General features: G+C 72.9%; 27 protein-coding genes and 1 pseudogene. 12 read left to right on the top strand and 16 right to left on the bottom strand.

Going from position 1 to position 24,363, the window contains the following annotated elements; all coding sequences use genetic code 11:
• The first annotated feature begins 204 nt into the window (after positions 1-204).
• Together phoU and ACFYX3_RS36355 are read left to right on the top strand one after the other, a co-directional pair.
• On the top strand, positions 205-885 hold the full coding sequence (gene phoU / locus ACFYX3_RS36360; protein ID WP_116159719.1) for a phosphate signaling complex protein PhoU: 681 nt from the start codon (positions 205-207) through the stop codon (positions 883-885).
• Between the two features lie 91 nt (positions 886-976).
• Entirely contained in the window at positions 977-1,129 is a 153-nt protein-coding gene (locus ACFYX3_RS36355; RefSeq protein WP_352028959.1) for a hypothetical protein, read from the top strand.
• 88 nt (positions 1,130-1,217) lie between these two features.
• Here the strand turns inward: ACFYX3_RS36355 and ACFYX3_RS36350 are convergent, their stop codons facing one another.
• The 4 genes from ACFYX3_RS36350 to ACFYX3_RS36335 form a co-directional block, all read right to left on the bottom strand.
• A complete protein-coding gene (locus tag ACFYX3_RS36350; RefSeq protein ID WP_389023152.1) occupies positions 1,218-1,685 on the bottom strand; it encodes a GNAT family N-acetyltransferase in 468 nt (155 codons plus the stop codon).
• Between the two features lie 95 nt (positions 1,686-1,780).
• Positions 1,781-2,134, bottom strand: a complete 354-nt coding sequence (locus ACFYX3_RS36345; RefSeq protein ID WP_389023149.1) for a hypothetical protein — start codon at positions 2,132-2,134, stop codon at positions 1,781-1,783.
• 128 nt (positions 2,135-2,262) lie between these two features.
• Positions 2,263-2,946 (bottom strand): hypothetical protein, encoded by a 684-nt coding sequence (locus ACFYX3_RS36340; RefSeq protein WP_389023146.1) that lies wholly within the window; start codon positions 2,944-2,946, stop codon positions 2,263-2,265.
• 195 nt (positions 2,947-3,141) lie between these two features.
• Positions 3,142-3,903 carry a phosphoglyceromutase gene (locus tag ACFYX3_RS36335; RefSeq protein WP_359514120.1) on the bottom strand — a complete coding sequence of 254 codons (762 nt, stop codon included), beginning with the start codon at positions 3,901-3,903 and terminating at the stop codon, positions 3,142-3,144.
• Between the two features lie 125 nt (positions 3,904-4,028).
• Between ACFYX3_RS36335 and ACFYX3_RS36330 the strand changes: the two genes are divergently transcribed.
• Positions 4,029-5,312 (top strand): MDR family MFS transporter, encoded by a 1,284-nt coding sequence (locus tag ACFYX3_RS36330; RefSeq protein ID WP_389023143.1) that lies wholly within the window; start codon positions 4,029-4,031, stop codon positions 5,310-5,312.
• Here ACFYX3_RS36330 and ACFYX3_RS36325 read toward each other — a convergent pair.
• The 4 genes and pseudogenes from ACFYX3_RS36325 to mshA all read right to left on the bottom strand — a co-directional run.
• Positions 5,302-5,715, bottom strand: a pseudogene (locus tag ACFYX3_RS36325) (MBL fold metallo-hydrolase); the annotation flags it as partial. The gene ACFYX3_RS36330 and the pseudogene ACFYX3_RS36325 sit on opposite strands and share 11 nt — an antisense overlap.
• 26 nt (positions 5,716-5,741) lie before the next feature.
• Positions 5,742-7,022 carry an RNA-guided endonuclease InsQ/TnpB family protein gene (locus ACFYX3_RS36320; RefSeq protein ID WP_389023140.1) on the bottom strand — a complete coding sequence of 427 codons (1,281 nt, stop codon included), beginning with the start codon at positions 7,020-7,022 and terminating at the stop codon, positions 5,742-5,744.
• 335 nt (positions 7,023-7,357) lie between these two features.
• Positions 7,358-7,852 carry a YbjN domain-containing protein gene (locus ACFYX3_RS36315; RefSeq protein ID WP_389023137.1) on the bottom strand — a complete coding sequence of 165 codons (495 nt, stop codon included), beginning with the start codon at positions 7,850-7,852 and terminating at the stop codon, positions 7,358-7,360.
• Positions 7,845-9,212, bottom strand: a complete 1,368-nt coding sequence (gene mshA, locus ACFYX3_RS36310) for a D-inositol-3-phosphate glycosyltransferase (RefSeq protein ID WP_389023134.1) — start codon at positions 9,210-9,212, stop codon at positions 7,845-7,847. The genes ACFYX3_RS36315 and mshA overlap by 8 nt, the downstream gene beginning before the upstream one ends.
• 195 nt (positions 9,213-9,407) lie before the next feature.
• On the opposite strand from mshA, the gene ACFYX3_RS36305 reads away from it, so the two are divergent.
• The 3 genes from ACFYX3_RS36305 (at position 9,408) to ACFYX3_RS36295 (ending at position 13,109) form a co-directional block, all read left to right on the top strand.
• Entirely contained in the window at positions 9,408-10,202 is a 795-nt protein-coding gene (locus ACFYX3_RS36305; RefSeq protein ID WP_389023131.1) for a class I SAM-dependent methyltransferase, read from the top strand.
• 246 nt (positions 10,203-10,448) lie between these two features.
• A complete protein-coding gene (locus ACFYX3_RS36300; protein WP_389023128.1) occupies positions 10,449-11,498 on the top strand; it encodes an NlpC/P60 family protein in 1,050 nt (349 codons plus the stop codon).
• A gap of 372 nt (positions 11,499-11,870) precedes the next feature.
• Positions 11,871-13,109: a PP2C family protein-serine/threonine phosphatase gene (locus ACFYX3_RS36295; RefSeq protein WP_382661865.1), complete on the top strand. Its 1,239-nt coding sequence runs from the start codon at positions 11,871-11,873 to the stop codon at positions 13,107-13,109.
• 30 nt (positions 13,110-13,139) lie between these two features.
• On the opposite strand, the gene ACFYX3_RS36290 is transcribed toward ACFYX3_RS36295, so the two are convergent.
• The 3 genes from ACFYX3_RS36290 to ACFYX3_RS36280 form a co-directional block, all read right to left on the bottom strand.
• Positions 13,140-13,487 (bottom strand): DUF2516 family protein, encoded by a 348-nt coding sequence (locus tag ACFYX3_RS36290; protein ID WP_382661863.1) that lies wholly within the window; start codon positions 13,485-13,487, stop codon positions 13,140-13,142.
• A gap of 89 nt (positions 13,488-13,576) precedes the next feature.
• On the bottom strand, positions 13,577-14,119 hold the full coding sequence (locus ACFYX3_RS36285) for a hypothetical protein (protein ID WP_389023122.1): 543 nt from the start codon (positions 14,117-14,119) through the stop codon (positions 13,577-13,579).
• Positions 14,120-14,146: 27 nt separating this feature from the next.
• Positions 14,147-14,548 (bottom strand): helix-turn-helix domain-containing protein, encoded by a 402-nt coding sequence (locus tag ACFYX3_RS36280; RefSeq protein WP_389023119.1) that lies wholly within the window; start codon positions 14,546-14,548, stop codon positions 14,147-14,149.
• Positions 14,549-14,621: 73 nt separating this feature from the next.
• Here ACFYX3_RS36280 and ACFYX3_RS36275 point away from each other — a divergent pair, with 73 nt between their 5' ends.
• On the top strand, positions 14,622-15,089 hold the full coding sequence (locus ACFYX3_RS36275; RefSeq protein WP_376590033.1) for a helix-turn-helix domain-containing protein: 468 nt from the start codon (positions 14,622-14,624) through the stop codon (positions 15,087-15,089).
• Positions 15,086-15,502, top strand: coding sequence for a VOC family protein (locus ACFYX3_RS36270; protein WP_389023115.1), 417 nt, complete (start codon positions 15,086-15,088; stop codon positions 15,500-15,502). The genes ACFYX3_RS36275 and ACFYX3_RS36270 overlap by 4 nt, the downstream gene beginning before the upstream one ends.
• Before the next feature lie 92 nt (positions 15,503-15,594).
• Here the strand turns inward: ACFYX3_RS36270 and ACFYX3_RS36265 are convergent, their stop codons facing one another.
• On the bottom strand, positions 15,595-15,864 hold the full coding sequence (locus ACFYX3_RS36265; protein ID WP_389023112.1) for a hypothetical protein: 270 nt from the start codon (positions 15,862-15,864) through the stop codon (positions 15,595-15,597).
• On the opposite strand from ACFYX3_RS36265, the gene ACFYX3_RS36260 reads away from it, so the two are divergent.
• The 4 genes from ACFYX3_RS36260 (at position 15,863) to ACFYX3_RS36245 (ending at position 19,598) form a co-directional block, all read left to right on the top strand.
• The gene (locus ACFYX3_RS36260; RefSeq protein WP_389023109.1) at positions 15,863-16,432 is read left to right on the top strand and encodes a DinB family protein; all 570 of its coding nucleotides are present in this window, start codon (positions 15,863-15,865) and stop codon (positions 16,430-16,432) included. The genes ACFYX3_RS36265 and ACFYX3_RS36260 overlap by 2 nt on opposite strands.
• Before the next feature lie 171 nt (positions 16,433-16,603).
• Entirely contained in the window at positions 16,604-17,089 is a 486-nt protein-coding gene (locus ACFYX3_RS36255; protein WP_389023106.1) for a MarR family winged helix-turn-helix transcriptional regulator, read from the top strand.
• An 89-nt stretch (positions 17,090-17,178) separates the two neighbouring features.
• Positions 17,179-18,603 carry an MFS transporter gene (locus tag ACFYX3_RS36250; RefSeq protein WP_389023103.1) on the top strand — a complete coding sequence of 475 codons (1,425 nt, stop codon included), beginning with the start codon at positions 17,179-17,181 and terminating at the stop codon, positions 18,601-18,603.
• Entirely contained in the window at positions 18,600-19,598 is a 999-nt protein-coding gene (locus tag ACFYX3_RS36245; protein ID WP_389023100.1) for a helix-turn-helix transcriptional regulator, read from the top strand. Before ACFYX3_RS36250 ends, ACFYX3_RS36245 begins: the two co-directional genes overlap by 4 nt.
• On the opposite strand, the gene ACFYX3_RS36240 is transcribed toward ACFYX3_RS36245, so the two are convergent.
• From ACFYX3_RS36240 to ACFYX3_RS36225, 4 genes are all read right to left on the bottom strand, one after another.
• Complete coding sequence (locus tag ACFYX3_RS36240; RefSeq protein WP_389023096.1) at positions 19,519-21,615, bottom strand: HelD family protein; 2,097 nt, start codon at positions 21,613-21,615, stop codon at positions 19,519-19,521. The genes ACFYX3_RS36245 and ACFYX3_RS36240 overlap by 80 nt on opposite strands.
• Before the next feature lie 62 nt (positions 21,616-21,677).
• Positions 21,678-22,340, bottom strand: a complete 663-nt coding sequence (locus ACFYX3_RS36235) for a TetR/AcrR family transcriptional regulator (RefSeq protein WP_389023093.1) — start codon at positions 22,338-22,340, stop codon at positions 21,678-21,680.
• Between the two features lie 17 nt (positions 22,341-22,357).
• Positions 22,358-23,602: a GNAT family N-acetyltransferase gene (locus ACFYX3_RS36230; protein ID WP_389023090.1), complete on the bottom strand. Its 1,245-nt coding sequence runs from the start codon at positions 23,600-23,602 to the stop codon at positions 22,358-22,360.
• 154 nt (positions 23,603-23,756) lie between these two features.
• Positions 23,757-24,359: an ABC transporter substrate-binding protein gene (locus ACFYX3_RS36225; protein ID WP_389023085.1), complete on the bottom strand. Its 603-nt coding sequence runs from the start codon at positions 24,357-24,359 to the stop codon at positions 23,757-23,759.
• Positions 24,360-24,363 lie beyond the last annotated feature (4 nt).

Raw genomic sequence — 24,363 nt, 5'->3', positions numbered from 1 at the left:
GTCGTCGCCCAGAGTTCACCATGGAGATGCGGGTGGTTCATTTGCCCTGGGGGCCCGGGTGGCGTGCGTCGCCCAGAGTTCACCTGGGGGAAAGTGCCGGTTCACATCAGGGGGTGGAACCCGACGCACAGGGGGCCGAACGTGGGAGCGTGGGGGTCCGAAGCCCCACCCGGACCCCGGAGTTTTGCGGAAAGAGGGACATCCATGCGGGACGCGTACCACGAGGAACTGGACTCGATCGGCGAGGGCCTGGTCGAGATGGCCCGGCTCGTCGGGTCGGCGATCGGGCGCGCCACGACGGCGATGCTCGACGCGGATCTCAAGCTCGCGGAGAGCGTGATCGCGGCGGACCAGAAGGTCGACGACCTGCAGCACGACCTGGAGGCGCGGGCGATAGCGCTGCTCGCCCGGCAGCAGCCGGTGGCGACGGACCTGCGGATCGTGGTGACCTCGCTGCGCATGAGCGCCGACCTGGAGCGCTCCGGCGACCTGGCGCAGCACGTCGCGAAGCTGGCGCGGCTGCGGTTCCCGGACACGGCGGTGCCGCGGGACCTGCACGCGACCATCCTGGAGATGGGTCAGCTGGCGCAGCGCCTGATGGCGAAGGCGGCGGAGGTCATCATCACGAAGGACGTCGACCTGGCGCTCCAGCTGGAGCAGGACGACGACGAGATGGACCTGCTGCACCGGACGCTCTTCCAGCACCTGATGGACGACCGCTGGAAGCACGGCATCGAGACGGCCGTGGACGTGACGCTGCTCGGCCGCTACTACGAGCGGTTCGCGGACCACGCGGTGTCGGTGGCGAAGCGCGTCGTGTACCTGGTGACGGGTGAGCACGCGGACGAGCTGCAGCCCGCGGATGCGCCGGTGGAGGGCGCATAGGCGCACGGGCGCCGATGCGCCGTTGATGCGCCGGTCCGAGTGGGCATGCAATGGGGGGAGGCGAAGCTCGCCTCGACTAGGGAGGGACCCCATGGCCGAATCCCCCATGACGACCGACTCCACGCCGGAGGCGCCGCGCGAGGCGGTGTTCCTGCCGGTGCTCGGCGCCTGCGGCTGCGGCTCGGGCTGCGGCTGCGGCTGCCAGTCGGGCTCGCCGTGCCAGTGCGGGGGCTGCTCGGGCTGACCGATGAGGGAGTGGGGTGCGACCACGCACCCCACTCCTCTTATATGCCGAGCCATCCGTCGAGCTGCATGCCGAGCTGTGCGTCGAGCTAGATGTCGAGCACGCCGACGGTCTGCCCGCCGCTGGCCTCGCCGGTCGTACGGAATCCGAGCCGGTCGTAGAAGGCGCCGGGTCCGTCCTCGCCGGGCTCCCAGGTCACGTAAAACCGCCGCTCGCCGCGTCGGCGCAGTTCGTCGCGTACGGCCTCGACGGCGAAGCGTCCGTACCCCTTGCCCTGGCCGGCGGCGTCGATGTTGAGCCGCCAGAGCCCACTGCGCCGGTCGCCGGGGTCCTTCTCTTCGTTCCACGGAATGTCGAGGAAGGCCATGAGGAAGCCGACGAGCTGATCACCGTCGAAGATCAGCCGGGGCCAGGCGTTCTCCCCGAAGGCGTACGCCTCCGCGAGGGATTTCACGACGGGGGCGACGTTGCGCTCCTGGTGGGGGTGGACGCGCAGGGCGAGTGCGGCGTCGACGGTGGCGGGGGTGACCTGCTCCAGGCGGAGTGACGTGCTCATGCGCTGGACGGTAACGACTCCCCGTGATCCCCGCCCGCGGTTATCGGACGGGGACGCGCGCGAGGGGCTCTGAGCGGAAGCCCCCCGGGGCGGGGCTACGGCTGGAAGAACAGCACCGAACGCAGCTTCAGCCCGTCGCCGGCCGGGCGGCCGTGGGGGCGGAGGGTCCAGTCGTCGCCGGAGCAGTCGGGCCCGGTGAAGACGATCGCGTACTCGTCGGTGTCGTTGTGCGGCGCGAACGCGGGCTCGGAGGCGGCCGGGTCGGCGACCTCGGGGAGCGTGACGCACTCACCGCTCGGCGGGTCGAGCAGCGTCGCCCGCTGCGTCTCGCCGCCGAGGCCGACGAAGGAGTAGCCGAACTCGCCGGTGGCGGCCTGGGCGGGGGAGGCCAGGCCGGCGGTGAGGGCGAGGGCGCCGCAGACGGCGGCGAGGGAGTGGCGGAGACGCACGGGGTTCTCGTTTCGATGAGGATGGGGACGACCAAGGTCGCCCCATCCCTGACCCCGTCCCCCACCCGGTAAGCGGCGCGCGGCAGCCGGAAGGTTTCGCCCTCACTCGGACGGCGGAGAGGACCCCGTCACGGAGTGAAGACCTCTTCGAGCCGATGGATCGCCCCGTCGTCCCCGACCTGGTACCGGAAGACGAGCCCCGAGTCGGGGTGGGCCTTCACCCAGTCGATCAGTTCCTGCACGCCGATGCGCTGGTTCTCGGTGCTGGTGACGATCGGGTTGGTGGCGGTGACGTACGCGGCCTGGTCGAGGGCCCAGCGGCTCTCCTCGCCGGTGACGACGAACGGCGCTCCGTCGGAGTCGGGCGATCCACAGCCCCAAGCCCCGTGCTGGACGACGAGGTTGACCTTCCCGGTGCTGCCGTCGAGCTCCTCGATCCGGTAGAGGGCGAACTCGTGGGGGTCGACCTCGTCGGGCCCGGGCGTCGAGTCGACGCAACCGGCGCCGGCCGGGGCGGGTTCGGGCGCGGGCTTCGGCGCGGACGTGGGCGTGGGCGTGGAGGCGGGCGCGGAAGTCGTCGCGGCGACGGGCTTCTTCACGACGGGAGCGACGGTGTGGACGGCGGTGGGAGCGGTGCTGTGGCCGGTGTCCCCACCCGATCCGGGAGCGGCTGTACCGGTGGCAGGCGCGGCGGTCGCACTCGGCGCGGCACCACCGACGGCGGCACCGCCCTGCTGGCACCCGGTGAGCACGGCGGCCAGCGCGCCGGCGGCGAGCGCGAGGACGGCGGGTCTGAGACGGTCGGCGTTCATAGGGAAGTCCCCCTGTTCACGGGCGACCACCGCACGGCCGCCCCTCGCCCGGGAACGTAGCAACGCCGCTCCCCGGACACAGCACCTCGCCCCGCGATGTCACACACCTGGTACCTCCCCAGCACCCGGGCGGAACGAAGAAACCCCCGACCGCGGAGGAACCGCAGGTCGGGGGCCCGTGGGAAGGCGCAGGGGTTACTTCTTCTTGCCCTGGTTCTTGACCGCCTCGATGGCGGCCGCCGCGGCCTCCGGGTCGAGGTAGGTGCCGCCCGGGTTGAGGGGCTTGAAGTTCTCGTCCAGCTCGTAGGAGAGCGGGATGCCCGTCGGGATGTTGAGGCCGGCGATGTCGGCGTCCGAGATGCCGTCCAGGTGCTTCACCAGGGCGCGGAGGCTGTTGCCGTGGGCGGCGACCAGGACCGTGCGGCCGGCGAGGAGGTCCGGGACGATGTTGTCGTACCAGTACGGGAGCATCCGCTCGACGACGTCCTTGAGGCACTCGGTCTGCGGGCGCAGCTCCGGCGGGATCGAGGCGTAGCGGGCGTCGTGGGCCTGCGAGTACTCGCTGTCGTCGGACAGGGCCGGCGGCGGGGTGTCGTACGAGCGGCGCCACAGCATGAACTGCTCCTCGCCGAACTCGGCGAGCGTCTGGGCCTTGTCCTTGCCCTGGAGGGCGCCGTAGTGACGCTCGTTGAGGCGCCAGGAGCGGCTGACCGGGATCCAGTGGCGGTCGGCGGACTCGAGGGCGAGCTGCGCCGTGCGGATGGCGCGCTTCTGGAGGGAGGTGTGCAGCACGTCGGGCAGGAGGCCGGCGTCCTTGAGCAGCTCGCCGCCGCGCGTCGCCTCCTTCTCACCCTTGGCGGTGAGGTTCACGTCCACCCATCCGGTGAACAGGTTCTTCTCGTTCCACTCGCTCTCGCCGTGGCGGAGGAGGATCAGCTTGTACGGTGCGTCGGCCATGCGTACGAGCCTAATCGACCGCTGACGATTGACGCGCGTCGTCAATTCGCTGGCGTCCGACGTATGAGATGCGTAAGTTACGAGAGCCGGAAGCAGGGCTTACGTACAGCAGGGGGCCGCCACACATGTCCATCGATTCGCTCAGACGATCAGCCCGCGAGACGGTCTCCGGCCTCCCGCACGGCTTCTGGTGGCTGTGGCTGTCCACCCTGGTCAACCGGACCGGCGCCTTCGTCCTGACCTTCCTCTCCCTCTACCTGACCGTCGAGCTCGGGCACTCCGCCTGGTTCGCCGGACTCGTCGTCGCCCTCCACGGGCTCGGCGGCGTCGCGGGATCGCCGCTCGGCGGCATGCTCACCGACCGCTGGGGCCGCCGGCCCACCATGGTCTCCATGCACCTCGCGGCCGCCGCCTGCGCCGCCGCCCTCGCCGTCGTCACCAGCGCCTGGGCCATCGCCGCCGTCGTCCTGCTCATGGGCGTCGCCATGCAGGCCGTCCGCCCCTCCATCAACGCGACCATCGCCGACATGGTCCCCGCCCACGACGTGCGCCGGGCGTACGCCCTCAACTACTGGGCCCTCAACCTCGGCTTCGCCATCGCCTCCATCGGCGGCGGCGCCGCGATGTTCCTCGGCTACCGCACCCTCTTCGTCGTCGACGCCGTCGCCACCACCCTGTGCGCCCTCATCGTCTTCCTCCGGCTCCCGGAGACCCGGCCCGAGACCCCGACCGACACGGCGGGCGAGCCGGTCGCCGAGGAGAAGGTCAGCATGCTCACCGTGCTGCGCGACGCGCCCTTCCGCACGCTCGTCCTCCTCAACCTGCTCGTCTGCCTCGTCTTCACCGCCCCCTGGATCGGCCTGCCGCTCACCATGGCGGGCCAGGGCCTCTCCCCCTCCTCGTACGGTGTCGTCATCGCCGTCAACGGCATCGTGATCGTCGGCTTCCAGCTGCTCGTCAACAAGCTGACCGACAAGCGCTCCCCGGTCGTCCTGCTGAGCCTCTCCTCCCTCCTCTTCGCCTTCGGCACCGGCGCCACGGCTCTCGCCGGCTCCCCCGTCGCCTTCGCCGCGACCGTCATCGTCTGGACGATCGGCGAGATGATCCACGTCCCGACGAACGCCGCCGCCACCGCCCGCCTCGCCCCCGAGCACGCCCGGGGCCGCTACCAGGGTGTGATGGGCATGTCCTGGGCCGTCGCCGCCTTCGTCGCCCCGATCGGCGCCGGCGCGATCGTCGACGGCCCCGGCCCCGACGTCCTGTGGGCGGCGTGCGCCGCGATCGGCGTCGTCGCCGCTGTCGGGTACTCGATCCGGCTGCGGAAGGCCCTGTGCGAAGAGCCCGAGGAAGCCACCCCCGCAGCCGGACCGGTCAGGACCGAGGACGCCCCGTCCTCCGTCAGCGCCTGACCCGCTCCGTGTCGCCGTAGGCCGCCCACGCGGCCACGGCGAACCCCGTCCCCTCCCTCCGCACTTCGGCGGCGCCCGCCCCGCCGAAGTGCGGAGGGACGACCAGCTCCCGCTCGTCGGCCGCCCGTTCGAGGATCCGCCGGCGGCTGGCCGCCGCCCCCGCCGGGTCCAGGCAGAAGCAGCTGGCGCGCTCCGGGGCGAGGATCTGCACCGGGCTGTGGAGCAGGTCGCCGACGAAGACCGCCCGGTCCGTCCCGGACGCCAGCCGCAGCACGGCCGAGCCCGGGGTGTGACTGGGCGCCGACTCCAGGACGAGGTTCTCGTCGATGCGGTGGGACCCGTCCCAGAGCGTGACAAGACCCGCACGGTGCACGGGCGCCACGCTGTCCTCTTGAAGTGTTCTCCCTGCCGAGACCGGGAGATTCCCGCTTACCTTGCGGCAGTGGGTTTGACGCGCTTGGCGCGCCTGACGACTGCCCTCCCGGCAGCCGGGACGAGCGCGAGGCCCATCCGGTACAGGTGCAAGACGTTCCGGGCCCTGTTGTGGTCGGCATTGCCCGACCAGCCACAGTCCGGGTTCTTGCACACGAACACGGCCTGGGACTCCCGACTGCCGGGCGTGGTGAAGCCGCATGCCGAGCAGCGTCGTGAGGTGCCGGGGGCAGGGGCCTTGACCAGGGTGCCGCCGTGCCGGGCGGTCTTGTACGCCAGCAGGGTGACCGTCCGGCCCCACGCCTCGGCGTGGATGGAGCGGTTCAGCCCGGCTTTCTGGGCGACGTTCTTCCCCGGCTCTTCGATGGTTCCCTTGGCGGACTTGACCATGCTCGTGATGGTGAGTGCTTCGACCACGACGGTGCCGTAGGTGCGGGCGATGTGGGTGGTCGTCTGGTGCTGCCAGTCCAGGGCCCGGCGCTTGGCTTTCGCGCGGAGTCCTGCGATCCGGTCGTAGGTGTGGTGTAGCCGGCGGCTGGTGCGCTCGCCGGACTTGTGGTGCCGCTTACGCTGCGCGGCGCGCTGCTCCAGGTGCAGGAGTGTGGCCTTCTCCTTGTCGGTCAGCCATTCGCCGTGCTCGTAGGTCGTGCCGTCCGAGAGGGCGAGAGGCACGGTGACGCCCACGTCGATGCCGACCTCCGGCCCCGGGTGGGGTGCGGGCGTGGCCTCCAGGGTCTGGACGCGGAAGGCGATGTGCCAGCCGAGCGCGTCCTCGACCAGCCGGGCCCCGGTGATCCGGTTCTCCTCGTCGGCACGTCTGCCCACGGGCAGGTCCTTGGTCCACCGGAAGCGGACCCGGCCCACCTTGGGAATGTCGACCATGCCCCAGCGTCGGTGCACGCGGGTGACGTGCAGGTCCCGGCCCTGCGGGATGTCCACGGACATCACCGTGCGGAACCGGCCCTTGAAGTTCGGGGCGGCTGCACGGCCGTCCCAGCAGTTCTTCCACGCCCGGAAGTACGTCTTGAGCACCGCCTGCGCGGCCTGTGCGGGGAGGACGGCGAGGAAGTCGATGTCCTTGCGGGCCTGCCGAATGGCGGCGTCCGCGTTCGTGAGGGTACGCCTCTCCTTCGGCATCATCCGCCACCACGCGTGCAGCAGATTCCACAGGGTGCGGGCCGCGGGCGCCTGATCATCGACCTTCACCGCCGAGGCAGGTGACAGCGCAAGCCGAGCACGACGCCCGAACTGCCGCTTGACCAGGGAGCCTTGACTCATGGCCACGAACCTAGCAGTGGGATACGTCACCCGATGGGGGCTTCACGCCGATGTACACGGTGGACGCCCTATTGGCCGCAAGCCGCACATTTATTTGCCTTTCGTCAGCAAGTGCGGACGGAATACGTTCGCCGACGCCATGTCAACCCGCACCAAAGAAATCACGCGGAGGTCTACGCGGACTGGCTACGTCTCCAGCTCCGTGCTCACAGTGACCGTGGCCGTTCTCGTCTCCCCCACCCTGACCGACCGCAGTGCCCGGTGCTGGTTCCGGGGATGCACCTCCCCCGGAACCCCGTACACCTGCACGCACGGATGGAGCCACCGGACGACCGTCAGCAGGTCGGCTTCTGGGTCAGGTTCTTGAAGGCGTCGAGGTTGCGGGTCGACTCGCCGCGCGAGACGCGCCATTCGTACTCGCGGCGGATCGCCGACGCGAAGCCCAGTTCCAGGAGGGTGTTGAAGTCGCCGTCCGCCGCCTCCAGGACCGAGCCGAGCAGGCGGTCCAGTTCCTCCGGGGTGACGGCGGAGAGCGGGAGCTTGCCGGCGAGGTAGACGTCACCGAGGGGGTCGACCGCGTAACTCACGCCGTACAGGCGGAGGTTGCGCTCCAGGAGCCAGCGGTGGACGCCCGCCTCGTTCTCGTCCGGGTGCCGGATGACGAAGGCGTTGAGGGAGAGGGAGTGGCGGCCCGCCCGGAGCGACAGGGTGGTGAACAGCTTGCGCGTGCCCGGGAGCTTCACGACGTACGAGCCGGGCTCCGGGGACTCCCAGTCCAGCTCCGCGTCGTTGAAGGTGTCCTCGATGATCCGCCGAACGTCCTCAGCCATGGTGCGAGCGTACGCGACGGCGGTTCTCGCGCAGCCGGTGGTCGTGCATGGCGGCCGTGTACACGTCCGCCGTTCCCGAGGCCGCCGTGTCCCAGCCGAAGGACCCGGCGTGCAGTGCCGCCGCCTCGCCCATCCGGGCCGACAGCGACGGGTCCGCCACGAAGCGGCCCAGCGCGCGGGCGTAGTCCGCCGGGTCGTGGCCCTGCACGAGGAAACCGGTCACCTCGTCCCGTACCGCCACGGGCAGACCGCCGACCGCCGCCGCGACGACCGGCGTGCCCGCTGCCTGCGCCTCGATCGCGACCAGGCCGAAGGACTCGCTGTACGAGGGCATGACGAGGACGCTCGCCGCGCGGAACCAGTCCGCGAGCCGGTCCTGCCCCACCGGCGGGTGGAAGCGCACGACGTCCGAGATGCCCAGCCGGGCGGCCAGCTTCTGCAGCTGCTCCGGCTTCGCCAGGCCGCTGCCGCTCGGCCCGCCGACCACCGGCACGACCATGCGCGTACGGAGAGAGGGATCCTGCTCCAGGAGCCGGGCGGCCGCGCGGAGCAGGATGTCCGGGGCCTTCAGCGGCTGTATCCGGCCGGCGAAGACCGGGATGAACGCGTCCTGCGGCAGACCGAGCCGGGCGCGGGCGGCGGCGCGGCCGTCCGCCGGGCGGAAGTGGTCGAGGTTGACGCCCGGGTGCACGACCGCGATCTTGCCGGGGTCCGCCTCGTAGAAGCGGGCGAGCTCGTCGGCCTCCTCGGCCGTGTTCGCGATCAGCCGGTCGGCGGCGGCGACGATCTGCGTCTCCCCGATCACCCGCGCCGCGGGCTCGGGGGTGTCGCCCTCGGCGAGCGCGGCGTTCTTGACCTTCGCCATGGTGTGCATGGCGTGGACGAGCGGGACGCCCCAGCGCTCGGCGGCCAGCCAGCCGACGTGGCCGGAGAGCCAGTAGTGGGAGTGGACCAGGTCGTAGTGGCCGGGGCGGTGGCCCGCCCACGCCTGCATCACGCCGTGCGTGAAGGCGCAGAGCTGCGCGGGCAGCTCCTCCTTGGCCAGACCCTCGTACGGGCCGGCGTCGACGTGCCGGACGAGGACGCCCGGGGTCAGCTCGACGACCGGCGGGAGGCCGCCGGTGGTGGCCCGGGTGAAGATCTCCACCTCGATGTCGATGGCGGCGAGTCGTTTCGCCAGCTCGACGATGTAGACGTTCATGCCGCCCGCGTCGCCCGTGCCGGGCTGGTGCAGCGGCGAGGTGTGGACGCTGAGCATGGCCACGCGCCGGGGGGTGCGGTGCCGGCCGGGGAGCCGGAGCCTGGCCGGCGCCGGGTGCCGGTGCCGGGTACCGGCGAACCGGGACACGTACTGGCTCACGTCGGCGGTCCTTCCGCTCGGGGGCTGCGCTGGGCGGGCATGACAGTCGGAGGGCGCGCTACGTCCTCCACCTGCGACAACAGCGGAACGGGCCGGTTCATTTCCGCGGGAGGGGCGCTTTTGCCAATTCGTTGCCGGGCGGGTCCGCAGGGCGGGCGGCCGTGGAGCCTCTCCCCCACCCCTTACGCTCATGGCATGGCCCCGCGCACCACCCGCCCCGTCGGCACGCCGACCCGCGGGACCACCAACCCGAACCGGCTGCGTCGCATGGACCGCTGGATCGCCGCCGTCCACGGCCCCGCCCTGCGCCGCTTCCCCGAGCCGCCGCTCGCCGTCGACCTCGGGTACGGGGCCGCCCCCTGGACCGCCGTCGAGCTCCTGGCCCGGCTGCGCACCGCCGAGCCCCGCACCCGGCTCTACGGCATCGAGATCGAGCCCGCCCGCGTCGAGGCCGCGAAGCCGTACGAGCAGGAGGGCCTGTCCTTCGTGCACGGCGGCTTCGAGGTGCCGGTGCCCGGCCGGGTCGCCCTGATCCGGGCCGCGAACGTGCTGCGCCAGTACGACGAGGACCAGGTCGCGGCCGTCTGGGCCCGGCTCTGCGGGCGCCTCGCGCCCGGCGGGCTGCTCGTGGAGGGGACCTGCGACGAGATCGGGCGCCGGCACGTGTGGGTGGCGCTCGACGCGGACGGGCCCCGCACGGTGACCTTCGCGACCCGGCTGGGGTCGCTCGACCGGCCCTCGGACCTCGCGGAGCGGCTGCCGAAGGCGCTCATCCACCGGAACGTGCCGGGCGAGCCGGTCCACGCCTTCCTGCGGGACTTCGACCGGGCCTGGGCGGCGGCCGCCCCGTACGCCTCGCTGGGTGCCCGGCAGCGGTGGATCCGCTCCGTCCGCGACCTGGCGGCGGACTGGCCCCTGACGGACGGCCCGCGCCGCTGGCGCCAGGGCGAGGCGACGGTCCGCTGGGAGGCGCTGGCACCGCGCCCGTGACGGTACGAGACGAGCGGAAGCGCCCGTGCCGGTACGCCAGGTGGACACCTCCCCCGTTTTCACCAACTCCCGCTGAATTTCCCGTACGCGGGGAACGCCGCACGCACATCACTCGTCCCTCGTGAGGGGGTGCGGCCCGACAGGACCCGGTTTCCCCTGTCGTTTTCCGGTTTCGCATGGCACTATCGCCAGGTCACCACAAGTTACTGACGGTAAATCAGATTTGGGTCACTCGAGGGGGAGCTCGTGAACCGACGCCGCCACGCCACTGCCGCGATCACCGTGATCTGCGCCCTGACCGTGCTGGCCTCTCCCGCACTGACCCTCCAGGCCTCCGCCGCGCCGCTCCCGCCTCCCGCGCCGAAGAAGAGCCTGGAGGAGGTCCGCGAGGAGATCGACGACCTGTACCGCAAGGCGGCCGTCGCCACCGACGCGTACAACCTCGCCGAGGAGAAGACCAAGGAGCAGTCCGCCGAGATCGTCCGGCTCGCCCGGATGATCGTGGACGGCCGCGAGAAGATCGAGGACCTCAAGGCCAGGGCCGGCGCCCAGGCCCGCGCCCAGTACCGCAACGGCGGCCTCCCCGACGGCGCGCAGCTCGTCCTCACGAACGACCCGCAGCTCTTCCTCGACGCCACCGGACGGCTCAAGGCCGGCGCCAAGGCCGCCAGCGACCTCCTGGGCGAGATGACCCGCGCGCAGGCCGAGTTGGACACGTACGCCAAGGACGCCGGCACGAACTGGACCAAGCTGGAGGCCAACCGCGTCCGGCAGGCGAAGGCGAAGAAGGAGATCAACGACAAGATCGCCGCCGCCAAGAAGCTGGAGTCCGAGCTCGCCGCCGAGGAGCGCGAGCGGCTGCGGATCCTGGAGGAGCAGGCGCAGCTCCGGGCCCAGACGACCTGGCTCGGCACCGGCGTCCTCGACGGCCCGAAGGAGGGCGCGACCGCGGAGGGCGAGAAGGCGGTGGCGTTCGCGACGGCGCAGATCGGCAAGCCGTACGTCTGGGGCGCGGAGGGACCGAAGTCGTACGACTGCTCCGGCCTGACCCAGAGCGCCTGGGGCGCGGCCGGCCGGAACATCCCGCGCACTTCGCAGGAGCAGTGGCGGCTGCTTCCGCACGTGGACATCAAGGACATGCGGCCCGGCGACCTGATCGTCTACTTCAAGGACGCGAGCCACATCGGGATGTACGTCGGGAACGGGACGATCGTGCACGCCCCGCGCCCCGGCCGGAACGTGACCCTCGCGGGCGCGGGCTCGATGGAGATCCTCGGGGTGGTCCGCCCTTCGTGACGGCGGCCACGTCACGCCGCGCTCCGGGGCGTGGTCCGTCCCTCGTGACGCGGGCCACCTTCGCGCCGCGCCGGGCGTGACGGGAGCCACGTCCGGCGCGTGACCTTTCTCATGGGCTCGACGCCTCCGTGCGGACCGAACGGGGGCAAGTACCTCCCCTTCCGCGGCATATGCCAAGCACGGCGCGCGCTCTCACAGGCTGATCACCATTCCGCTGCGCACCGCCCTACCGCTATGGTCCGGGACGGGCGGGACGCCACCCGGCGCCCTGCGCACCCTCGGGGGGAGGGAAGGAAACCCGGACCGATGCCCGTATCCGTACCGCGTCAGAGAAACGTCTCTGCCGCTGCGGGACCCGGCGACGCCACTCCAATGGACGCCACTCCCATGACAGGCACAGTCACAGGCACCGATCGCACCGATCTCACTCTCCTGGTCGTCGAGGACGACCCGGCGGGTGCCCTCGCCGTACCCGAACTGCTCGACGCGGCCGACGCCGCCGGCACCCGGGTCCGCATCCGTACCGCCCGCAACCTCACCGAGGCCGAGCGGCTCCTCACCGACGACGTCCACTGCGTCCTCGTCGACCTCTCGCTGCCCGGCCCGCGCGCCGGGACCGCCGGCGACGACCCGCTCGCCCCGCTGCGGCACATCCTGCGCCTCGCCCCGCGCCACGCCGTCCTCGCGCTCGCGGCCTCCGCCGACGCCGAGCTGGCGGCCGAAGCGGTACGCGTCGGGGCCCAGGACCATCTCTTCCGCGAGGAGCTCGACGGGCGGCTGCTCAGCCGGGCCATCCGGTACGCCGTCGAGCGCAAGCGGGCCGACGCCGTCCAGTCGAAGCTCACCGAGTCCAAGCTGCGCGCCCAGGAGAACGCCCGCCTCGAACGCGGCCTCCTGCCGACCCCGCTCCTGGAGGGCTCCGAGCTGCGGTTCGCCTCCCGCTACCGGCCCGGCCGCTCCCGCGCCCTGCTCGGCGGCGACTTCTACGACACCGTCCGCACCCCCGACGGCACCGTCCACGCCATGATCGGCGACGTCTGCGGGCACGGCCCCGACGAGGCCGCCCTCGGCGTCGAGCTGCGGATCGCCTGGCGGGCCCTGACCTTCGCCGGCCTGTGCGGGGACGAGCTGCTCTCGACGATGCAGCAGGTCCTGGAGCACGAGCGGGAGAGCGACGAGATCTTCGCGACCCTCTGCACCGTCGACATCGCGCCCGACGGCCGCCGGGCCGGGCTCTGCCTGGCCGGCCACCCCTCGCCGCTGATAGCCAGGCAGGGGCGGGCCGCACGCCTCCTCCCGTACGAGGACGGGGGTCCGGCCCTCGGACTGCTGCCGCGCGCCCGCTGGCCGCGCCGGCAGGTCGAGCTGGGCGGGGCGTGGAGCCTGCTCATGTACACGGACGGGCTCATCGAGGGCCGCTCGGCCGGCCCCGGCTCACCGCGGCTCGGCCAGGACGGGATGGTCGAGATGATCAACCGCCAGCTGGCCTCGGGCCTGCGCGGCGAGGAACTCCTGGAGGCGGCCGTGACGGAGGTCCGGTCCCTGAACGGCGGCGAGCTGACGGACGACGTCGCCGTCCTGGCCCTGGAAAGGGACAGGACCCGGGTCTGAGACCCGGGTCCTGTCGTCGTCGTACTTGCTCTACCGGCCGCCGTTGTAGGGGCCGTACGGTCCGTCGCTGCTGGAGCCGCCGCCACGGCGGCCGCCCCGGCCTCCGCCGGAGACCTGCGCGAGCGCGGGGCGCACGTCCACCATGAAGACGATGGCGGCGATCAGGCCCGCGATCTGCAGGAACAGCATCGGCAGGAGCAGGTTCAGGGCAAGGTTGATGCCCAGGATGATCAGCCAGAACTTCTTCGTCTGCTTGTCGGCGGCGCGGTAGGCGTCCTCGCGCGCCATGGCGGCGAAGACGAGCGCGGCGACGGCGAAGCCGGTGAAGATCAGGAAGATCACCAGATTGAGAAGGGAGTCGAATCCCGCGCGCAACATGCTGAGCACCGCCTAGTGGAAATGGATGGAGCGCCTCGCGGTCAAGGTACCCGGTACAACGCACCGCGTACCCGAATTGGTGCCCGGCCCTACTCCTTCTCGGCGGCGGCCGTCTTCTTGGCGGGGGCCTTGCGGGCGGTGGTCTTCCGCGCGGGCTTGGCGGGCTCGTCCTGCTTCGCCTCGGGCTCGGCCTCCGGCTCCGGCTCGACGACGACGGCGATCTCGGTGATCTCCTCGGCGACCTCGCCGCGCCACGCCTTGACGGCCTCCTCGCCGTGGGCGGCGACCTCCTCGTACTTCTCGCGCGCCTTGACCGCGTACTCGGCGGCGACGCCCACCCCGCGCAGGGCCAGGTCCTGGCAGGTCTCGCCGAGCTTCTTGAGGTCGGTGTCGAGGCTGCCGACGACCTCGGCGAGCTTCGACTGCACGGTGGCCTGGGCCTCCTTGGCCTGCGTGGACACCTTCTCCTGCACGGCCTTCGGGTCGGTCTTCCGTACGGCGTCGATGCGCGCGGGCGCCTCGGCGGCGAGCTGCTCGATCAGGCCGGGAACCTTCTTGGCCTGCTGCACGGCGAGGTCGGCGGTGCCGGCGGCGAAGTAGAGAGGGGTACGCAGTTCGTCGATGATGGCCATGCTGGTGTTCCTCCCGGATGTGACGTACTAGATCGAGGGCGGTGCGGCATCGGGCGCGGCGGCCGCCTGCTCGGCGGCGACCTCGGCGGCGTTCTCCTTGCGGAAGGAGTCGTAGATCTGGAGCAGCACCTGCTTCTGCCGCTCGTTGATCGAGGGATCGGCCAGGATGACGGCGCGCGTCTCCAGCTCCTCCCGCTCCTTCTCGTCGAGGATCCCGGCCCGTACGTAGAGCGTCTCGGCGGAGATCCGCAGCGCCTTCGCGACCTGCTGCAGGACCTCGGCGCTGGGCTTGCGCAGCCCGCGCTCGATCTGGCTGAGGTACGGATTCGACACCCCGGCGGCGTCGGCGAGCTGCCGCAGGGAGAGCTGCGCGGTCCGCCGCTGTTCGCGGAGGTACTCACCGAGATTGCCGACGTTGAGCGATGCCATGCCCCGACCATGCCAGCCTTTGCTAACTATTGCAAGCAGGTGCTTGCAATAGTCGTGCGCTCGGCGCCGTGCCATGCTGGGCGGCGTGGACCTGGACGACCTGAAACGCCTGCGCCGCGCGCGGGACACGATGGACCGCGAGTACGCGTCACCGCTGGACGTCCCTGCCCTGGCCAGGGTCGCCCTGATGTCGACGGGGCACTTCGCGCGCAGCTTCCGCACGGCGTTCGGCGAGACGCCGTACAGCTACCTCATGACGCGGCGCGTCGAGCGGGCGAAGGCGCTGCTGCGGCGGGGGGACCTGAGCGTGACGGAGGTCTGCTTCGAGGTCGGCTGTACGTCGCTCGGGTCGTTCAGCTCGCGCTTCACGGAGCTGGTCGGCGAGACGCCGAGCGCGTACCGGGCGCGGGCGCACGAGGAGGGCACGGCGATGCCTGCGTGCGTGGCCAAGGTGCTCACCCGGCCGGTGAAGGGCAGAGGCGAAGCGATCAGGAACGGAGAAGCGGGATCGAGCGGCTCCGCCGTAGCGTCGACGTCATGAACGACATCAAGCTCTCGCAGTGCTTCATCACCGTCGACGACGCCGACAAGGCGCTCGCTTTCTACCGCGACGCCGTCGGCCTCGAGGTCCGCAACGACGTCGGCTACGAGGGGATGCGCTGGGTGACCCTCGGGTCGTCCACGCAGCCGGACGTGGCGGTCGTCCTGGAGACCCCGCTGCCCGACCCGGGCGCCTCGGAGGCCGACCGCGAGGCGGTCAAGGAGCTCCTCGCCAAGGGCCACCTGCGCGGCGTGATCTTCTCGACCGAGGACGTCGACGCCACCTTCGAGCGCGTCCGGGCGGCCGGCGGCGAGGTCCTCCAGGAGCCGGTCGACCAGCACTACGGCGTCCGCGACTGCGCCTTCCGCGACCCGTCCGGCAACATGATCCGCTTCGCCCGGCCCAAGGCCTGACCCCCTCCGGCCCGACAGCCGGACCACCGACCACGCCAGGCGCTCGACCGGGACACCCCGGCCGAGCGCCTGCACCGGTTCCGCGGGAGCGGTCAGCCGCTGACGGGCGCGGTCAGGGCCGGGGTGCTGACCACCTTCGCGCAGATCGCGAAGACCTTCAGGGTGCCCGGGTTGCCGGTGTCGGCGTTCGTGGCGAACGCCCACCAGCGCTCTCCGCTGAGCGGCTGGGTCGCGTGCAGCAGGTAGCGCTCGGCGTGCGAGTCGCCCGCGACGACGGAGGCGCCGCACCGTGCAATCCGCAGCCGCGGGCGGGGCGCAGTCGTGCCAGCATGGACCCAAGGTCCAACGGGGAGGAAAATCATGACAGTTGACGAGCAGAGACGACGCCGGTCGGACGTCCTCGACGAGACGGCGGCCCCGGGCCCGGGGCGCTTCACCGGCCCCGCGACCGGGGACGAACTGCCCATGCTCGCAGGGTTCCTGGCGGACCAGCGGGCGACCCTGGTCCTGAAGTGCGCGGGCCTCGGAGAGGAGTTGGCGGCGACGCCGGCGGAACCGTCCACCCTCTCCCTGCTCGGCCTGGTCCGGCACCTCGCCGACGTCGAGCGCCACTGGTTCCGCGAGGTGCTCGCCGGGGAGCGGGACGCGCGCCCCCTCTTCTCCTCGCCGGACTCCCCGGACGGGGACTTCGACGAGGCCTCGGCGGACCCGGCGTCCGTCACGGAGGCCTGGGAGGCCTGGCGCGCGGCGGTCGCCTACTCCGACCGCTTCACGGCGGAGGCCCCGCACCTCGATGTCACGGGCGAGGACGGGTGGCGCGGCACGGTCTCCCTGCGGTGGGTCCTGATCCACCTGATCGAGGAGTACGCCCGCCACAACGGCCACGCGGACCTCATCCGAGAACGCATCGACGGCACACGAGGCGTGTAGCCGCACCCGCTACGGGCCCGCGCCCCGCCGTTGTGGGCAATCGTTCCGCCGGGGCGATCGCCCACACGGCAGTGGGCACCGCCCCGGCCGGCGCGGGCCCGGCAGGCGCGGCCCGGACTCGTCCGCTTCGCGACGATCCGTCACGGATCGGTTCTCGTTACGCTGGCAGGCATGACCTCCATGGCCCCCACCCGTACCGAGCCCGACCTCTCCTACCTCCTCGATCACACCAGCCACGTCCTCCGGACGCGGATGGCCGCCGAGCTCGGGGAGATCGGGCTCACCGCGCGGATGCACTGCGTGCTGGTGCACGCGCTCGAGGAGGAGCGGACCCAGGCGCAGCTCGCCGAGATCGGGGACATGGACAAGACCACGATGGTGGTGACCGTCGACGCCCTGGAGAAGGCCGGGCTCGCCGAGCGCAGGCCGTCCGCCACCGACCGCCGCGCGCGGATCATCGCGGTGACCGAGGCGGGGGCGGAGGTCGCCCGCCAGAGCCAGCTGATCGTCGACGGGGTGCACGAGAGCGCCCTCTCCTCCCTGCCCGACGACGAGCGCGAGGTTCTCGTGCGCGCCCTCGGCCGGCTGGCCGCCGAGCACCTCGCGACACCCGTCGAGAGCCCCCGGCCCGCCCGCCGCGCCCGCCAGCGCACATGAGACCCGAACTCCTCCCGTAAAAAATAGTCCGCAACAAAACCTTCTGCTAGCGTCTCTCCTGTCGCCTCCGACGAACAGGAGAGATCCCCATGCCCGCCACCAGCCCCCGCCTCGCCCTCGCCGTCCTCGCCACCGGCATGCTCATGACCGTCCTCGACGGCAGCATCGTCACCGTCGCCATGCCCGCCATCCAGGGCGACCTCGGCTTCACCCCCGTCGGCCTCAGCTGGGTCGTCAACGCCTACCTGATCGCCTTCGGTTCGCTCCTCCTCCTCGCCGGCCGCCTCGGCGACCTCGTCGGCCGCAAGCGGATGTTCCTCGCGGGCACCGGGATCTTCACCGCCGCCTCGCTCCTCGCCGGCGTCGCCGCCTCCCCCGCCGTCCTGATCGCCGCCCGTTTCCTCCAGGGCGTCGGCAGCGCGACGGCCTCCGCCGTCGGCCTCGGCGTCCTCATCACGCTCTTCACCGAACCCCGCGAACGCGCCCGCGCCATCGCCGTGTTCAGCTTCACCGGCGCCGCCGGCGCCTCCCTCGGCCAGGTCCTCGGCGGTGTCCTCACCGATGCCCTCGCCTGGAACTGGATCTTCTTCATCAACCTCCCCATCGGCGTCGCCACCGTCCTCGTCGCCGTCCGCGCCCTCCCCTCCGACCGCGCCCAGGGCCTGAGCGCCGGCGCCGACGTCCTCGGCGCGCTGCTCGTGACCGCCGGGCTCATGGCCGGGATCTACGCCGTCGTCAAGATCGAGGAGTACGGGGCCGGTTCGGCACACACCCTCGGCTTCGGGGCCCTCGCCCTCGTCCTCATCGCCGGCTTCCTGATCCGCCAGGCGAAGGCCGCGAACCCCCTCATGCCGCTGCGGATCCTCCGCTCCCGCAGCGTCGCCGGCGCGAACGCCGTCCAGATGCTGATGGTCGCCGCTCTCTTCTCCTTCCAGGTCCTCGTCGCCCTCTACCTGCAGAAGGTCCTCGGGTACGGAGCCGCCGGGACCGGCTTCGCGATGCTGCCCGCCGCGCTCGTCATCGGCGCCGTCTCGCTCGGCGTCTCGGCCCCGCTCATCGCCCGCTTCGGCGAGCGGAACATCCTGGTCACGGGCCTCGTGCTGCTCGTCGGCGTCCTCGGCCTGCTGGCCCGCGTCCCCGTCCACGCCTCGTACGCCACCGACCTGCTCCCCGTGATGCTGCTCGCGGCCGGCTTCGGCCTCGCCCTCCCCGCCCTCACCGCGCTCGCCATGGCCGGCGCGGAGGAGGCGGACGCGGGCCTTGCCTCCGGCCTCTTCAACACCACCCAGCAGATCGGCATGGCCATCGGCGTCGCCGTCCTCTCCACCCTGGCCGCCGCCCGTACCGAATCCCTGACAGCGACGGGAGAGCCCGACGCCCAGGCCCTGACCGGTGGTTACCACCTCGCCTTCGGCGTCGGCGCCGGGCTCCTGCTCCTCGCCCTGGCCGTCGCCCTCACCGTCCTGCGCCCCCGCGTCGCCGAGGCCACCCGGCAGATGACAATGGCCGCATGAGAGCCGACCGACTCGTCGCCGCCCTGCTCTTCCTGCAGACCCGGCAGCGGGTCACCGCCGCCGAACTCGCCGCCGAACTGGGCGTGTCCGAGCGCACGGCCCGCCGCGACCTCGAAGCGCTCGCGAGCGCCGGGATCCCGGTGTACTCGCAGGCGGGGCAGGGCGGCGGCTGGTCGCTGGTCGGCGGAGCCCGTACCGATCTGACCGGCCTGACGGCTCCCGAGATCCGCGAGCTGTTCCTGCTCACCGGGTCCGACGCCGACGCGGGCCCGCAGACCAGGACCGCTCTCCGCAAGCTCGTACGGGCCCTCCCCGCACCCCTCCGCGCGGGCGCCGAGGCCGCCGCCCGCGCCGGGATCGCCGACGGCACCGACTGGGCGGGGGCGGACACCGAGGAGGCCCGACTCGCGCCGCTCCAGCGGGCGGTGGTCGAGGAGCGGGAGCTGCGCATCGGGTACGCCCGCCCCGGCCACGAGCCCCGCGAGCGGACCGTCCAGCCGCTCGGGATCGCCGCCAAGTCCGGGGTCCGCTACCTCCTCGCGGACACGGCGGACGGCCTGCGCACCTTCCGGGTCTCCCGCGTCACCTCGGTGACCGAGACCGGCGCCCCGGCCGTACGCCCCGAGGGCTTCGACCTCGCCACCGCCTGGCGCGCGCTCGCCGCCCGCATGGAGGACCGGCTGGTCGCCGCGACCGTCCGGGGCCGCGCCGCCCCGGGCACGGAGTCCGTCCTGGAGGGCCTCCTCGGCGGGCGGATACGGTACGGGGAGCGCGGCCCGGACGGCTGGACGGCCATCGAGGCCGACGGCCCGTCCCCCGAGGTCGTCGCCGCGCAGCTGGCCGGCCTCGGCGCCCGCGTCGAGCTCCTCGACCCGCCCGGGGCCCGCACCGCTCTCGCCCGGATCGGCGCCGAACTCACCTCCCTGTACGGGGGTCCAGACACTCCGGAAGCTCCGCCTCGTGCACCAGCGCCAGGCGCGACACGGCCCGGGTGAGCACCACGTACAGCCGGTTCAGGCCGCGCGCCTCGGCCGCCACGATCGCGGCCGGTTCGACGACCACGACGTGGTCGAACTCCAGGCCCTTGACGACGGTCGCGGGCAGCACGGACACCCGCTCCCCGCACCCCTTCACCTCTTCGGCCACCACGTCGACGAGGTGGTCGGCCGTGATGACCCCCACCGAACCCTCCGCCGCGAGCGCGGCCCGCACGGCCTCGCGGACCCCGGCGGCGAGCTCCGTCGCCCGGTGGACCGTCACCTCGCCGTCCCGGCGCACCGAACGTCCCGCGGGCACGCCGGCGCCGAGCCGCGGAAGGAGCCGGTTGGCGAGGTCGACGATCGCCGCCGGGACGCGGTAGCCGAGGGTGAGCGGCACGACGGGCGTCCCGGGCTTGCCCAGGTGCGCCAGCTGCTCGTCCCAGTCGCGGGCCGCCCACGGGGTGGTGCCCTGGGCGAGGTCCCCGAGGACGGTGAGCGAACCGAACTCGGTGCGGCGGGCGATGGCCCGGCACTGCATGGGCGAGAGGTCCTGCGCCTCGTCGACGACGACGTGCCCGTAGCTCTCGGGGCGTTCGATCAGCCCCGCGAGCTCGTCGAGGAGGACGAGGTCGGCGGCGGTCCACCGCGCCGAACGGTACGAACGCGGCGGCCGCGCCCACCGGATCGCGGCGAGCTCATCGGCCGTGAGCAGCCCGTCGACCGGACCGGCCGAGGCGGCCGCGAGCACCGGGTCGACCGGGTCCGTCAGGACGCCAGTGAGCACCGGATCGGCCGGGTCCGTCCGGCCACCGCCCGGCAGGGCCGCGCCCGTCGGGTCCGTCAGGACGCCCGCGAGGACCTCCTCCGGGGTCACCTTCGGCCAGCAGCGGTCGAGGAACGCCGTCACCGCCCGCGCCCGCTCGATCCGCCGCGCCCAGGCCGCGCCCATCGGCCCCGAGCGGCGTTCGGCCCGGAGCTGGAGGGCCCTGACGATCCGGGCGCGGACGCGTTCGCGGCCGGTCGCGTAGGGCGGCGCCTCCTCCCGTACGGCCGAGACGATCGCGGCGAGCTGCGCCGCGGGAAGCCGCCAGTGGTACGAGCCGTCGGGGACGGCCAGGTCCTCCGCCGGGGCCGGGTCGACCCTGCCGTACAGCGCGCGGTGCAGCACGCCCGCCATCCGGGCGTCGTGCTTGACCAGGGCCGCCGCCTCGTCGTCCTCCGCCCGGACCGGGTGGCGGGCGATCTCGTCGTCGAGGGTGGCCTGCCGGATCCCGGTCTCGCCCAGCGAGGGCAGCACTTCGGCGATGTACGAGAGGAAGGCCCGGTGGGGGCCGAGGACGAGGAGGCCGGAGCGGCGGATCCGCTGCGGGTGCGTGTAGAGGAGGTACGCGGCCCGGTGCAGGCCCACGGCGGTCTTGCCGGTGCCGGGCGCGCCCTGCACGCACAGGGAGGCGGCGGGCTCGGAGCGTACGAGGTCGTCCTGTTCGGGCTGGATGGTGGCGGCGATGTCCCGCATGGGACCCACCCGGGGGCGCTCGATCTCCCCGGTGAGCAGGGCGCTGACCATCCCCGTACCGCCCCCGCCTCCGTCGAGGCGTTCGTCCTCCAGGGCGGTCAGGTCCTCGGTCGCGCCCGCGCTGTTCGGGGCCCAGCCGAAGCGGCGGCGGCGCAGGACGCCCTGCGGGTCGTGCGGGCCGGCCTGGTAGTAGGCGCGGGAGACGGGCGCGCGCCAGTCGACGACGAGCGGCGGGGCGGCCGGGTGCTCGGCGATCCGGCGGCGGCCGATGTGGTGGATCTGGCCGTCCTCGCGGTCGAGGCGCCCGAAGAACAGGGGTCCGGGCGGCTGTTCGCGCATCTCCTTGGCGCGGCTGCGGAGGTGGCGGCCGAGGGCTTCGGCGTCGGCGCCGGAGGCGGCGACGTCCTCGCCGGTGACGACCTGCTCGACGACGTCCTCGGTCATGCGGATCAGGGCGGCGCGGCAGTCGTCGTGGTGGGAGCGTTCGCGGGCGAGCTCAAGGTCCAGTGACGTCATTCCGTCGAGCCTAACGGAAAACGTTACCGGGTTACATTTTTTACCGAGTCACAGGTCGGCGGTCAGTACGGCAGCCCCTCCCGCAGCGACCGGAACGCCTCCCGCGCCGCGGCCGTCGCGTCCCGCGCCACCGCGTCGAGCGCCTCTCCGGCCGTCAGGCGTGCCACGTTCTCGTTCGCCAGGATCCGCAGCACGGCCGTGATCTGCCCGGCCGCGAGCCGCGCCGTCAGGGGGTCGCCGCCGAGCGCCCGCGCGAGGGCGGCCTCCGAACGCTGCTGGTAGGCGTGGATCCCGGCGAGCAGGGCCGGCGTCCCGTACAGGAGCCGGTGGTACGCGAGGACCGCCGGCACGTCGCAGAGCCCGGTCACCGGATCGCGCCGCCGAAGGCCCGCGAGCAGGTGCTCGCACAGCGCGTCGAGCGGCGCCCTGCCGTCCGCCCGTCCCCCCGCCACCACGCGCGCGGACTCGTCCTCGTGGTCGGCGAACCGGTGGAGGACCAGGTCCTCCTTGGCGGGGAAGTAGCGGAAGAGGGTCGGCTTCGAGACCTCGGCGGCGGCGGCCACCTCCGCGACGGACACCGCGTCGAAACCCTTCTCCAGGAAGAGCGCGATCGCCGCGTCCGAGAGGGCCTGCCGGGTCCGCGCCTTCTTCCGCTCGCGCAGACCGTCCGGGCCGGCCACACCGTCCTCCGCCACGCGGCGCCTCCTTCGTTCGGGGGCGCCCATCCTATGGCGGCCGGGCCTCAGAAGACGTCGGGCGAGAAGGGCCGCAGCGGGGTACGGAACAGCAGGTCGGCGCGGGCGGCCGCACCGGCCGTCAGCTCCTCCACGCGCCCGAGCCGGGACAGCCGTACCGCCGACTCGTCGCCGAACGCGAGCGTGCTCACCTCCGCGACGTCGAGGGCGAGATCGGCCGGCGTGGACGTGGGCGCACAGGCCGCGCCCGCCGGGGACGCGTCGAGCCGGAAGCGCCCGCCGGCCGGCCCGCCGGCGTCCCGCACCTCCAGGACGAGGCCGTCCTCCACCGGGTACGTCCGGCTCTCCAGGACCCGGACCACGTCCAGGACCCGGACCCACAGCATGTCCGCGTACGTCAGCAGCCGGGCCGCACGCGGGTCGGGCAGGAGCAGCGGCAGCAGGTCGTCGGGCGCCCGGTATCCGGTGCGGACCGTGGCGATCCAGTCGATCGAGCAGACGTAGTGCCACAGGGCGCGCTCGGCGGCGGGGGTGACGGCGATGAGGTCCCGTACGGTCGCCGTGTTCTGCGGGCGCTTCGCGTCGTCCCACTTGTCGTCGGCGGAGTACGCGACGTACCCCTCGACCTCACCGGACTCCGACCGGTACACCGCGTAGTACGGCTCCCGCCACGGGTGGCTCTGGTAGCCGAGGCCGGTGCCCTGCTCCCAGTCGCGCGCGTCACGGTTCGTGACCCCCGCGCGGACGCCGGCCAGCCGGCGGTGCACCTCGGGGCCGGTCTTCCGGATCTCGTCGCCGTCCGTCAGATCGATCCGTCCGCCGTCCTCCGGGCGGCCCGAGCGGCGCGGGTCGAGACCGGAGCGGTTCACGTCGACGCTCCACTCGGCGGCCCAGCTCGCCGCACCGAAGCCGAAGCGCCCGTAGATCGGGTACTCGGCGGCGATCAGCGTCGCGATCGCGTCGCCCCGCTCCTTCGCGGCGGCGAGGTCCATGGCCATCATCCGGCCGAGCAGCCCGCGCCTGCGGTGCGTCGGCGAGACCGTGACCTGGGTGATCGCGTCGGCGGTGAGACTGCCCCCGCCGACCGTGCTGACCTCCTGCCCGAAGGACCGGAAGGTCCCGACGATCCGGTCCCGGTCGAAGACGCCGAGCGTCCGCGTGAGGTCCGCGGCCGCCAGCCGGTCGGCGACCTCCGCGTCGGAGACGACCGGAGTCCTGAGGAACCCGGTGCGCAGCGCCCGCTGCCAGTCGCGGAACTCGGACTCCGTCACGGCACGCACGTCGAGGCTCATCCCCCGACCCTACGACCGCCGCGACAGGCCCCGCACGGGGTTTTCCCCCGTGCGGGCGGGCGGCGCCGCACGGGCCCTTCCCCGTACGACGGCGCCGGCCGCGCACCGCAGTCCAGGCGTACCGCGGGGCCGGCGCCCCGCCCTCAGGCGCGCCTCAGGCGAGCAGGTCGTCGACCTGGGCCTCGCCCTCGCGGTAGCGGCGGGCGATCTCCGCGCTGCAGTCGTCGGCGGTCCGCTGGAGGTGCTGGCGGCGGCGCGAGACCTGCTGCTCGTACCCCGCGAGCCGGCCCATCGCCGCGTGCAGCTCGTCATCGGTGCGGGCCGTCAGGTCCGACAGCGCGACCTCCGACAGCATCTCGGTCGCGAGCCGCCGGTACTCCTCGCCGCGCGGCGTCGACAGCGTCACGTGCCGCGCCGAGCTGCGGTGCCGCGAGGGCACGTCGGCGAGGATCTCGGAGAGCCGGTCGAGGACCGGCGCCTCCGGATCGGTCCGCCGCGCCAGCTCGGCCCGCAGGATGTCGATCCGGCCCTGGAGCATCCGGCGTACGTAACTCAGGTCGGCCTCGTCGCTCTGCGCGTCCCGGCGCAGCGCGCGCAGTTCCGGCAGCCGCAGGGCGCCGAGCTCGGGCTGCGTCCGCTCCTCCGGCTCGGCGGTCCGCTGCACGGGTGGGCGCGTCACGGGTCCTCCGCCGCGGGTTCCGGAGCGGATCAGCGGTACGGGGCCGGACGGCGTCGGCCCGGTGCCAGGTGCACTCATGAGA

The sequence above is a fragment of the Streptomyces sp. NPDC002463 genome (assembly GCF_042889835.1).
In the GTDB taxonomy this organism is placed as follows: domain Bacteria; phylum Actinomycetota; class Actinomycetes; order Streptomycetales; family Streptomycetaceae; genus Streptomyces; species Streptomyces nymphaeiformis.
This window is presented reverse-complemented; position numbering and strand designations above follow the sequence as displayed.

What these genes read in the sequence shown, in the direction of transcription:
- phoU (WP_116159719.1), top strand. Translation starts at nt 205, where the DNA reads ATGCGGGACGCGTACCACGAGGAACTGGACTCGATCGGCGAGGGCCTG.
- ACFYX3_RS36355 (WP_352028959.1), top strand. Translation starts at nt 977, where the DNA reads ATGGCCGAATCCCCCATGACGACCGACTCCACGCCGGAGGCGCCGCGC.
- ACFYX3_RS36350 (WP_389023152.1), bottom strand. Translation starts at nt 1,685, where the DNA reads ATGAGCACGTCACTCCGCCTGGAGCAGGTCACCCCCGCCACCGTCGAC.
- ACFYX3_RS36340 (WP_389023146.1), bottom strand. Translation starts at nt 2,946, where the DNA reads ATGAACGCCGACCGTCTCAGACCCGCCGTCCTCGCGCTCGCCGCCGGC.
- ACFYX3_RS36335 (WP_359514120.1), bottom strand. Translation starts at nt 3,903, where the DNA reads ATGGCCGACGCACCGTACAAGCTGATCCTCCTCCGCCACGGCGAGAGC.
- ACFYX3_RS36330 (WP_389023143.1), top strand. Translation starts at nt 4,029, where the DNA reads ATGTCCATCGATTCGCTCAGACGATCAGCCCGCGAGACGGTCTCCGGC.
- ACFYX3_RS36320 (WP_389023140.1), bottom strand. Translation starts at nt 7,022, where the DNA reads ATGAGTCAAGGCTCCCTGGTCAAGCGGCAGTTCGGGCGTCGTGCTCGG.
- ACFYX3_RS36315 (WP_389023137.1), bottom strand. Translation starts at nt 7,852, where the DNA reads ATGGCTGAGGACGTTCGGCGGATCATCGAGGACACCTTCAACGACGCG.
- ACFYX3_RS36305 (WP_389023131.1), top strand. Translation starts at nt 9,408, where the DNA reads ATGGCCCCGCGCACCACCCGCCCCGTCGGCACGCCGACCCGCGGGACC.
- ACFYX3_RS36295 (WP_382661865.1), top strand. Translation starts at nt 11,871, where the DNA reads ATGGACGCCACTCCCATGACAGGCACAGTCACAGGCACCGATCGCACC.
- ACFYX3_RS36290 (WP_382661863.1), bottom strand. Translation starts at nt 13,487, where the DNA reads ATGTTGCGCGCGGGATTCGACTCCCTTCTCAATCTGGTGATCTTCCTG.
- ACFYX3_RS36285 (WP_389023122.1), bottom strand. Translation starts at nt 14,119, where the DNA reads ATGGCCATCATCGACGAACTGCGTACCCCTCTCTACTTCGCCGCCGGC.
- ACFYX3_RS36280 (WP_389023119.1), bottom strand. Translation starts at nt 14,548, where the DNA reads ATGGCATCGCTCAACGTCGGCAATCTCGGTGAGTACCTCCGCGAACAG.
- ACFYX3_RS36275 (WP_376590033.1), top strand. Translation starts at nt 14,622, where the DNA reads ATGCTGGGCGGCGTGGACCTGGACGACCTGAAACGCCTGCGCCGCGCG.
- ACFYX3_RS36270 (WP_389023115.1), top strand. Translation starts at nt 15,086, where the DNA reads ATGAACGACATCAAGCTCTCGCAGTGCTTCATCACCGTCGACGACGCC.
- ACFYX3_RS36260 (WP_389023109.1), top strand. Translation starts at nt 15,863, where the DNA reads ATGACAGTTGACGAGCAGAGACGACGCCGGTCGGACGTCCTCGACGAG.
- ACFYX3_RS36265 (WP_389023112.1), bottom strand. Translation starts at nt 15,864, where the DNA reads ATGATTTTCCTCCCCGTTGGACCTTGGGTCCATGCTGGCACGACTGCG.
- ACFYX3_RS36255 (WP_389023106.1), top strand. Translation starts at nt 16,604, where the DNA reads ATGACCTCCATGGCCCCCACCCGTACCGAGCCCGACCTCTCCTACCTC.
- ACFYX3_RS36250 (WP_389023103.1), top strand. Translation starts at nt 17,179, where the DNA reads ATGCCCGCCACCAGCCCCCGCCTCGCCCTCGCCGTCCTCGCCACCGGC.
- ACFYX3_RS36245 (WP_389023100.1), top strand. Translation starts at nt 18,600, where the DNA reads ATGAGAGCCGACCGACTCGTCGCCGCCCTGCTCTTCCTGCAGACCCGG.
- ACFYX3_RS36240 (WP_389023096.1), bottom strand. Translation starts at nt 21,615, where the DNA reads ATGACGTCACTGGACCTTGAGCTCGCCCGCGAACGCTCCCACCACGAC.
- ACFYX3_RS36235 (WP_389023093.1), bottom strand. Translation starts at nt 22,340, where the DNA reads ATGGGCGCCCCCGAACGAAGGAGGCGCCGCGTGGCGGAGGACGGTGTG.
- ACFYX3_RS36230 (WP_389023090.1), bottom strand. Translation starts at nt 23,602, where the DNA reads ATGAGCCTCGACGTGCGTGCCGTGACGGAGTCCGAGTTCCGCGACTGG.
- ACFYX3_RS36225 (WP_389023085.1), bottom strand. Translation starts at nt 24,359, where the DNA reads ATGAGTGCACCTGGCACCGGGCCGACGCCGTCCGGCCCCGTACCGCTG.